The sequence below is a fragment of the Pseudoalteromonas sp. SMS1 genome (genome assembly GCF_021530565.1).
Taxonomy (GTDB): domain Bacteria; phylum Pseudomonadota; class Gammaproteobacteria; order Enterobacterales; family Alteromonadaceae; genus Pseudoalteromonas.
This window is the reverse complement of the sequence record NZ_JAKGBI010000008.1, coordinates 189,497-196,259: the sequence shown is the minus strand read 5'-3', so window position 1 is coordinate 196,259 and position 6,763 is coordinate 189,497. Positions and strand designations below refer to the sequence as shown.

Here is a 6,763-nt window from a genome sequence, read left to right as displayed (position 1 = left end):
TGATAATTCCTAGTTATCGTTACTTTCCTTTAAATTAAATAATCTCTTTTTCTGCCTAAGAAATCAACATCTTGGTGTTGTTTTGTACACTCTTTTTATAAATTTCAGATAACAAATTTACCTAATATAGAATTTATATGTAACCAATTGATATTAACGGTTTGTTGCTACCATATCGTGGTTTCAGAGTTTGGGTTATGTAACCAATAGAAGCATTTATAGTCTTTAATGAGTCGCTCCAATCGTAGAACTAGCTGTTAAATCTATAGCGATGCCATTTACCGTTAAATAGAAGTAGATTAAAAACATCAAAACATGCTACTCGATTTAAACCGAGTATAGTGAGTTTTCAACTACATTATAACGATGTGTCAGGTGACTATCTCATTGTGTATTCAAGAGAGGGGTTGACGAGGTTGTTTATGCGCGGAGCTGGCAGTCACTCAATTGTTGTAACCACTCTGAATCTAAAGGGGGCACGGGGGAGAGCGCAATGTGAATAATGAAAGTATACGCTAAATGATAAACACGCTTTCAGTGAGGTTATAATGGCACAGAATAATGCTGTAATAAGCATTGTGGAGGCTATAGCGCCTTGTAAACGAAACAATTGGACAAAAAGCAGTATAAGCTTTGTAGTAGCAACAAGGGATGATAGAGCGCCAAACTGAAAAAGCGGGAGCGTAAAAAATTGAACGGGCAGATTGGTGTAGATTGATAAGAAAGTGCAGTATGTTGAATTAATTACTGCACTTACATTTCACGGATTAAGAAGCGCTTTTTTGACGACTTACTAAACAATAAGAACCGTCTTTGGTACTGGTCATGTAACCAACGAAATTGTCGTCTCTTTTATGAGAGAATACATGTGTTTGGTCGTTTAATTTTCCTTTAAACTGCCATTTCTTGAATACTTCTTCACGTACTACGATACAAGGGTTTTTAACAGCAAAGCTCTCTTTGTAGGCAACATCACAGTGTCCGCCACTGTGAGACATTGAAAAGATTACGTGGCTTTGTCTGTCTTTGTATTCAAGTACACCAGAAACGAGTAGGCTCTCAAAATCCCCTTTACTGGTTTGGTTAGAAACAAGTAAGCGGTGCTTTTTTGATCCAATAACGTCAGATGCGAGCGTACTAAGTTCAGAAATGCAGTGCGCAACGTTATATTTCTCGATGATGGTGTCTATTGAGTTTTGAGCTGAAGCTTGAGCACTCAATAGTAGGGTAGTGGCTACAGCCAATTTTAAACTCATAACATCAGCTCCTTAATTTGAGCAGCTAGCTCATTAGGAGTTGTTGTATGGCTCATTGCGGTAATCAGATTACCTTGTTTATCTATGATGTAAAACCTAGAAGCATGAGCAACAGAGTACTCCATAAATGACTCTTCTAAATTGTTGTCATCATAATAAACACCGTATTGTGCGCTAACTTCTTTAGTCTGCTCAACACTGCCAGTTAGACCGGTAATACGCTCGTGGAAGTAGTCTGTATATTCTTTCATATCTTCTACTGTATCACGCGCAGGGTCTACCGTTACTAGTAAGCCCTGCACCTGATCATGTCCTTGCTTCTCAAGTCGCATAAATGCATTTGTCATTACTGCGAGAGAGTTCGGACATACCTCCGCACAAGATAAATAGCCGAAATACATCACAACTACTTTATCTTTGTAATCAGAGAGCGAAACAGGTCCGGCATAGCTTTGCAGCGTAAAATCGCCACCTAATTCATCGAAAGATTTTCTAGTTTCGTTAAAGTCTTTTGTGGTTGTCGCGAGATAAAACCAAATAAGCGCAATAATACCAATAAAAGAAGAAATCCAATGTAAGTGAGCGGACTTAAACTGCTTCATAACTCTACCTTGCTGTCACATATGCGGTTGGGTCAATGTGAGCAAAGTCTACTGACATCAGCACGCTCATCGATGTAATGGCAACGAGCGACAGAATAAAAACGCGCTTTGCCCATGTATGATTGTCCATGCGATGAAAGTCGAAAATAGTGCTCAGTAACCAGATCAAACCAATTACCAGCGTAAGTGAAGCAAATAGGGTACCCACATAGTTCAAAGTGAACAATGAAAGTGCAAGAACAGTAAAGGCTAAAATAAAGCCAATCATGTGTTTTCTAGCTACTTCAACACCACTGACGATTGGTAACACTGGGATATTCGCGTCTTTATAATCTTTGAATCTGTAAATTGCAATCGCATATGAGTGCGGGATCTGCCAAATACAGAAGATAGCTAAGATTACAACTGCGCCAATATCAAATTGACCATTAACAGCGCAGTACCCCATAACTGGAGGACATGCGCCTGAAATACTGCCTACAAAAGTACCGTAGATTGACTTTCTTTTATAAAAAAGTGTGTATAAGCCAACATATACTACAAAGCCTAACACGCCAAAATAAAAGCTCATCATCGATGCATACAGTGCCAATGAGGCGAAGCCTATACAACCCAAAAGGGTTGCATAGACCAAAGCTTTGGTGACCGAAATCGACTCTAAGAGCGATTTACGGTACTTTGTGCGTGACATCAACTGGTCGATGTCACGATCAATCACATTATTAAAAACACAACCAGAGGCGATGATACAAACTGTACCCACTATCATTGCTGTAAATGTAACTAAATCAATATCGCCTTTGGCTGCGAGCACATAGCCCGCAACCGCAGTGATCAAGTTACCAAAGATAATGCCTGGTTTTGTAATTAACAGGTAACTTCTTAACATTTTAATGTCCCATGAGCATGTTGTGATTTAGGTGCTCCATAATCCAAATGGAGCCAATCACAACTATGGCCACTGTCAACACAATAAACGCGGCTGAAGTAGTGTTCCATATTTGCTCAGAAGAAGAGTTCATGTGTAAGAAAAATACAAGTTGTACAAATAGCTGTGCAATAGCAGTTACAAGGATAATCCCTAGCGTAATTGCTGGAGAAGCCATGTCGTACATTACAACTAAAAACGGGATAGCCGTAAGCACTAGAGATAGGAGTAAACCTATTGTGTACTCTTTAACGCTACCGTGCGCTGCACCGCCGCTACCATGTTCATTAGAATGGCCCATTACATCACTCCTACTAAGTACACAACGCTAAATACACAGATCCAGATGATGTCTAGGAAGTGCCAGAATAAGCTTAAGCAAGAAAGTCTTACTAAGTTATCTTCACTAAATCCGTCACGTTTGAAGTGAACGAATAGAACAAGCATCCAAATAATACCACCAAATACGTGTAGACCGTGTGTTGCTACTAGCGCATAGAACCCTGACCAGTAACCACTTGTCTGAGGCGTGGCGCCTAGCGTACTGAAGTGCCAGAACTCGTACATTTCTAGGCCAAGGAAGCCCGCACCTAGTAGTAATGTAATGACCAACCAAGTGATCATGCCTTTCATCTTGCGTTGGTTGGCTTGAAGCATTGCCATACCAAACGTAAAACTACTGAATAGTAGGAATGCAGTACCAACTGCAACTAGATTAAGGTCAAATAGCTCTTTTGGTGTCGGGCCGCCAGCAAAGCCGCCACTTAGAACTGCATATGTTGCAAACAGCGTTGCGAACAAAATACAGTCACTCATGATATATATCCAGAATCCGAATATAGTATCACCACCGGTATCATGATGCTCATGATCATCGTGATGATCGTGAGCGTCGTTTGCGATTACGTGATCGTTTGACATAGTTTAAAACTTTCCTCTACTTGCCATTTTTAGCTGCGTGTTCTGCAACAGCTGCCAAGTGCTTTGACTCGATTTCTTCAACTTGGTCTACTTGTACGTAGTAATCTTTATTGCGATCAAAAGAGTACGCGATCCAAGAAGCTACAATACCGATGAAGCTAGCGATAACCATCCACCAGATGTGCCATACAAAGCCGAAACCTAAAGTTAGTGAGAACGCACTGATCACAACACCAGCCCATGTATTTGAAGGCATGTGGATCTTAGAGTACTTTTCAGGCTTCTCATAAGCGATACCATGCTCTTTCTTGTAATGGTGCTCATCACGGTCATGGATCTTAGGTAACTTAGCGAAGTTGTAGAACGGAGGAGGTGACGAAGTAGCCCACTCAAGCGTACGGCCATTCCAAGGATCACCTGTCACGTCCATATTTTGCTTACGATTCTTGAAGCTAATAAAGCCCATGTAGAATTGTACTGCGATACCAGCTGCAACGATGAATGCACCGATCATTGCGATGATTAGCAGTGGCGTCCACTCAGGGTTGTCGTAGTAGTTAAGACGACGTGTCATACCGTTGAAACCAAGAATGTATAGCGGCATGAACGCAACGAAGAAACCGATTGTCCACAGTGCACAAGAAAGTTTGTTAAGTTTCTCGTCAAGCATCCAACCAGTTGCTTTTGGCCACCAGTATGTAAGACCTGCGAAGTAACCGAATACTGCACCACCAATGATTACGTTATGGAAGTGGGCAATTAGGAACAAGCTGTTGTGTAGTACGAAGTCAGCCGCTGGAACTGCCAGCATTACACCAGTCATACCACCGATCGTGAATGTAAATAGGAAGCTACATGTCCACCACATAGATGCTGTGAATTCAACACGGCCTTTGTACATTGTAAATAGCCAGTTGAATATCTTAACACCCGTCGGGACGGCTATGATCATGGTGGCGATACCGAAGAACGCATTCACGCTTGAGCCTGCGCCCATTGTGAAGAAGTGGTGTAGCCATACAACCATTGCTAGAACCATGATAACCGCTGTTGCCCATACAAGTGATGTATAACCGAACAGACGTTTACGAGAGAACGTAGCTGCAACCTCAGAGAAAATACCAAATGCAGGTAGAATTAGAATGTAAACTTCTGGGTGACCCCACGCCCAAATGAGGTTTACATACATCATTTGGTTACCGCCAAGATCATTAGTAAAGAAGTTTGTACCTAGGTATCTATCAAGTGTTAGAAGCGTAATTGTAACTGTTAAGATTGGGAACGAAAGAATGATTAGTACGTTCGCACACAATGACGTCCACGTGAATACAGGCATCTGCATAAGCTTCATACCAGGTGCACGCATTCTGATGATAGTCACGAAGAAGTTAACACCAGTTAGTAGGGTACCAATACCTGAAATTTGTAATGCCCAGAGCCAATAATCGACCCCGACCCAGGGACTATATTCGATACCTGATAGCGGTGGATATGCTAGCCAACCAGTAGCTGCGAATTCACCTAAGAATAGTGAGATGTTAACTAGTAATGCACCAACTACGAATAACCAGAAGCTCAGAGAGTTCAGGAACGGGAAGGCAACGTCACGTGCACCGATTTGCAGAGGTACAACGATGTTCATCAAGCCAACAACCAAAGGCATGGCTACGAAGAAAATCATAATTACACCGTGAGCAGTAAAGATCTGGTCATAGTGTTCGGGAGGAAGATAACCCGCGCCCACACTGTCAGCAGTTGCTAACGCTTGGTGAGTACGCATCATAATAGCATCCGCGAAACCACGGACAAGCATCACAATCGCTGCGATGACATACATAATACCAATTTTTTTATGGTCTACAGAAGTAAACCATTCTTCCCAAAGGTATTTCCACTTACCCATTTTCGTGATAAGTGCGAATAGGAATAAACCGCCAAGTATTGCACAGATCATTACTGGCAGAATAACAGGGTCATGAACAGGGATAGAATCCCAGGTCAGTTTACCCGTGAGCGGATCCGGATCTGTGATTATGGTAGCTTTACTTGCCATTTTGAACCCCAGTGTATTTCTCTATGGTTTTCTTAAAGTGCAGAGGGTCAACATCCGAGTAGTATACTACCGGATTGTCTTTTGATTTCTCGCTAAGCGCTTTGTAAGTAGGTTCGTCTAGCACAAGCTCTGATGCTTTAACTTTGTTAACCCAAGCATCGAAGCCTGCTTGGTCTACAGAGTGTGTTTTGAACTTCATACCTGAAAAACCAAAACCGCTGTAGTTTGCAGACATGCCTCTGAAGGTACCTTCTTCAGATGCCATTAGGTTAAGTCTATTTTCCATACCAGCCATCGCATAAATCTGACTGCCCAATCTTGGAATAAAGAATGAGTTCATCACCGTATCCGACGTGATTAAGAACTCAACCGGTGTATTCACTGGGATTGAGATTTCGTTGACGGTTGCGATTTGTTGTTCTGGATAGATGAATAGCCATTTCCAGTCCATCGCCACGACTTGAATAGTTAACGTATCTTCGTCTTTTCCTAGTGGCTTACGCGGGTCTAGGGTGTGAGACGTGACATACGTGAAATATGCAAGTGCTGCAATGATTAAACATGGCACAATCCAAACAACAAGTTCGATTTTTGTTGAGTGCTCCCAAGACGGCTTGTACTCAGCTTTTTTATTGCTAGTACGATACTTGTACGGGAAGTAAATAGACATAAATAATACAGGGATTATTACAATCAGTAATAAAGCCACAGAAATTATAATCAGGTTTTTCGCCTGTTCACCAATTGGCCCCGCAGGGTCAAAAAGAGCAAGCTCACAACCTGTTAGAAGAAACGCCATCGTAAAAACCATTACGAGTGACAAGGACTTTTTCAGCATATTCAACCTACTTGATATCGCGGGTAATTACCCCATTACCTGCCTGAATAAATTAACGAGATTAATGCAATTGAGAACTGTTTCCATTTACACCCCTCTCGCAGGGGAATGTTATAGGTAAAGTGTCAAAAATTCAAGATTCTATTGACTCGGATCAATACGTTT

The 6,763-nt window shown here is 41.7% G+C and carries 7 protein-coding genes; all 7 read right to left on the bottom strand.

Annotated features, from left to right (window positions below):
• Nucleotides 1-767: 767 nt before the first annotated feature.
• Genes L1286_RS11670 through cyoA form a run of 7 tightly spaced genes read right to left on the bottom strand, consistent with a single transcriptional unit; the run spans nt 768 to nt 6,598 of the window.
• Entirely contained in the window at nt 768-1,256 is a 489-nt protein-coding gene (locus tag L1286_RS11670; protein WP_235407230.1) for a hypothetical protein, read from the bottom strand.
• Nucleotides 1,253-1,858, bottom strand: a complete 606-nt coding sequence (locus L1286_RS11665; protein ID WP_235407229.1) for an SCO family protein — start codon at nt 1,856-1,858, stop codon at nt 1,253-1,255. The genes L1286_RS11670 and L1286_RS11665 overlap by 4 nt, the downstream gene beginning before the upstream one ends.
• Nucleotides 1,859-1,862: 4 nt before the next feature.
• Nucleotides 1,863-2,747 carry a heme o synthase gene (cyoE, locus tag L1286_RS11660; RefSeq protein ID WP_235407228.1) on the bottom strand — a complete coding sequence of 295 codons (885 nt, stop codon included), beginning with the start codon at nt 2,745-2,747 and terminating at the stop codon, nt 1,863-1,865.
• 1 nt (nt 2,748) lies between these two features.
• The gene (gene cyoD, locus L1286_RS11655) at nt 2,749-3,087 is read right to left on the bottom strand and encodes a cytochrome o ubiquinol oxidase subunit IV (RefSeq protein ID WP_063357667.1); all 339 of its coding nucleotides are present in this window, start codon (nt 3,085-3,087) and stop codon (nt 2,749-2,751) included.
• Nucleotides 3,087-3,707: a cytochrome o ubiquinol oxidase subunit III gene (gene cyoC / locus L1286_RS11650; protein WP_235407227.1), complete on the bottom strand. Its 621-nt coding sequence runs from the start codon at nt 3,705-3,707 to the stop codon at nt 3,087-3,089. Before cyoC ends, cyoD begins: the two co-directional genes overlap by 1 nt.
• Nucleotides 3,708-3,723: 16 nt before the next feature.
• Complete coding sequence (gene cyoB, locus L1286_RS11645; protein WP_235407226.1) at nt 3,724-5,760, bottom strand: cytochrome o ubiquinol oxidase subunit I; 2,037 nt, start codon at nt 5,758-5,760, stop codon at nt 3,724-3,726.
• Entirely contained in the window at nt 5,750-6,598 is an 849-nt protein-coding gene (gene cyoA, locus L1286_RS11640; protein WP_235407225.1) for a ubiquinol oxidase subunit II, read from the bottom strand. The genes cyoB and cyoA overlap by 11 nt, the downstream gene beginning before the upstream one ends.
• Nucleotides 6,599-6,763 lie beyond the last annotated feature (165 nt).